This is a genomic window from Nostoc sp. CHAB 5715 (assembly GCF_020829685.1).
Classification (GTDB): domain Bacteria; phylum Cyanobacteriota; class Cyanobacteriia; order Cyanobacteriales; family Nostocaceae; genus Nostoc.
Genome location: NZ_JAIVFR010000964.1, coordinates 1 through 2,781, shown reverse-complemented (window position 1 = coordinate 2,781; position 2,781 = coordinate 1). Strand labels below are relative to the sequence as shown.

The 2,781-nt window shown below is 40.6% G+C and carries 2 protein-coding genes; one reads left to right on the top strand and one right to left on the bottom strand.

What is annotated here, in order from left to right; translation table 11 throughout:
* Nucleotides 1-1,325 (top strand): polysaccharide biosynthesis tyrosine autokinase (locus LC574_RS34420; protein ID WP_229458089.1); only part of this gene is annotated, 1,325 nt, incomplete at its 5' end.
* Nucleotides 1,326-1,815: 490 nt separating this feature from the next.
* On the opposite strand, the gene LC574_RS34415 is transcribed toward LC574_RS34420, so the two are convergent.
* Nucleotides 1,816-2,781 (bottom strand): choice-of-anchor Q domain-containing protein (locus tag LC574_RS34415; RefSeq protein WP_306422206.1); only part of this gene is annotated, 966 nt, incomplete at its 5' end.

The window sequence follows — 2,781 nt, the reverse complement described above, 5'->3', positions numbered from 1 at the left end:
ATGACAACCCCGTAATTATTAACTTAGAAGCAAAGAAAGCTAGCTTAAAATCCCTCCTGCAACAGCAAATTGGTCAGACTGTTGGTAATCAAACACAAATTCCGCAGAGCCTATTGCAGAATGGAGAACTCAGACAAAACCTGATCCAAAATTTTCTGCAGTCGGAAGTACAGCGCTTTGGTTTAGCTCAAAGACTCTCCTCTCTATCTAATTCCCGTTCTACCTACGAGCAGCGAGTGAAAATCATACCCCAGTTAGCACAAAATCAGCGGGAGTTAGAACGAAAAGTTGAAGTTGCAGAATCGACATATCAAACTCTTTTGAAAAAGGTTCAAGAATTACAGTTAGTTGAGAATACAAATACACCCAGTTCGCGGATTATTGCTCAGGCTTTAGTGCCCAAAGATCCAGTAGTAGGCAAAAAAATTATTGTTATACTGCTAGGAGTGATGTTCGGTTTATTTTTGGCTACTACAACTGTTCTCTTCCTAAGCATGAGAGATAGATCTTTGAAAACACTTAAGGAAGTCAGAGATGTATTTAGATATACGTTGCTGGGAATTATTCCTTTGTCTGTTAAAAAGGTTCGTCGTGATTCAAATGTAGAACCAAAAATTGCTGTCAGAGATACGCCTTACTCTTTAACTAGCGAAATGTACCGAATGATTCAGGCCAATCTGAAATTCCTGAGTTCAGATAAAGTGCTAAAAACTATCGTGGTAACTAGCGCAGTTCCTAAAGAAGGCAAGTCTACAGTTTCAGCTAATTTGGCAGCAGCGATCGCTCAACTAGGGCGTAAAGTTTTATTAATTGATGCAGATATGCGAATTCCTTCTCAGCATCATCTTTGGCAGCTAACCAATGCAGTTGGTTTAAGTGAGGTTCTTGTAGGTCAGGCTGAATTTGACGTTACTGTATCTAGGGTAATGGATAATCTTGATGTCTTAACTGCTGGGGTTAGACCTCCCAACCCACTGGCTTTGCTTGACTCGAAACGGATGGCATCATTAATTGAAAATTTCTCATCTCAACATAACTATGATTTTGTAATTATTGATGCTCCTCCCCTCCTTTTGGCAGCCGATGCTTTGACTTTAAGCCAAATGACTGACGGGATTTTGTTAGTAGCTCGACCTGGGGTCATTGATTCTAACAGTGCTAACGCTGCTCAAGAGATATTAGAAAGATCCAATTACAACGTACTAGGCTTAGTCGTGAATGGAATCATTGATAAAAATGAATCTAGTAGTTATTTATATCACGATCATGAATATTTTAAACCAACAAAGTTGGCAAAAGAGTTTCAGGGACTTGCAAAAAAATAAAATTTTCAAAGGTTAGGAACTATTATTGCCTAGCAAGGGTTTTAAGCTTTTTAGTAGACGGATTTAGCATATTAAGTACAACATTTCATTAATTCGTAGCGAATTCTTTGCGTACCTTTGCGCGACGGCAGTCGCTACAACGGCGAGGCAGCGAGTCTTGGGGGTTTTCTCCATGAGCGACTCCCCTCTGCGTTTAAATTTCAACCCTCAATTCGCCACGATTTTACGCAAAACTGTACTTAGTTTCTAATAAATGATATCATGTCCGGCTAAATACAAGTCAATTACGAACGCAGCGATAGCGGAGTGAAGTAATCGCAGAGTCCAAGGGAATTGCTTCGTTCGACTTCGTTGCACTCGCTTTTGACATATCATAAGCAATTTGCCGGACATGATATGAGCCAACAGTGTGTTACAAAAATGGGTTGTAGACAAAATCGCTGGATAAATCAGGATTTTGCCATACAACCCAATTCCATACTCTTAACTACTAGCGCATTTCGTATGCCCCTCTATCGGATCGTGAACCCTTGACACGAGGGCTGCCTAGAAAATCGGTTGTCACACTATTGAACTTCATACCACTATTGATTGCCGGACTCTTAGGCTGAAGCTTAAAATCCCCACCGGAGGCATTCATAAACAGTGGATCTCCAATCCTATCATTAGATCCGGAAACACGTATCAAGGAACTATTGGCCTTGAGGTTGTGGTCAAACCTGTCGTTGTTACCACTGGCGTTGAGGTTGTAGTCAAACGTGACGTTGTTACCACCGTATTTTACATTTATCGGTTTCCCACGCTCAGAATAAAGGATGTTATTGAGAACGTTGATATTATTTGAAGCATTAATCGAGATTTGTCCGTATGAAATTTCCGGACTCTGGTTATTCAGATAACTAGTGTTGTGGACAATATCGATATTCTCACTTTGGAATGTGTGAATGCCGCCACCACCATTTTTATATGAGATGTTGCTGGCAATCAAAGTACGTCCTCGATACGCACTCAATATTGATCCCTTTTGCTTATTCATTGCACGATCAATAATAATGCCATTACCGTCTTGGATCTTGCCATTAGAAACCGTAGAAATCGGGGGAACGAACATTCGATTGTTGTAGACCTTGTTTCTGGTAATAAATATCTTGTAGTTTTGGTTGTTGTCAGAATTCCAACTGTTGAGCACCGAAATGCCACTACAGGCGTAAACTGAGTACCAGGCATTATTGAACACCTCGTTATTATCTATTGTTAGATAGTCTGATTGAATGGCTGAAATGCCTCCGCCTCCACAATCATGTACCTTGCTGTTGAGAATACGTATATGGTGGGGGCGAGCATTTTTATTTTTTTCTCCATCTATGGTGATGCAATTTCCATTGGTCAGGGGGTTGTCTGATCGGTTATACTTCGGATTCAGCGCAGAACTACGCTTTATTTTGCCATTGTTCCC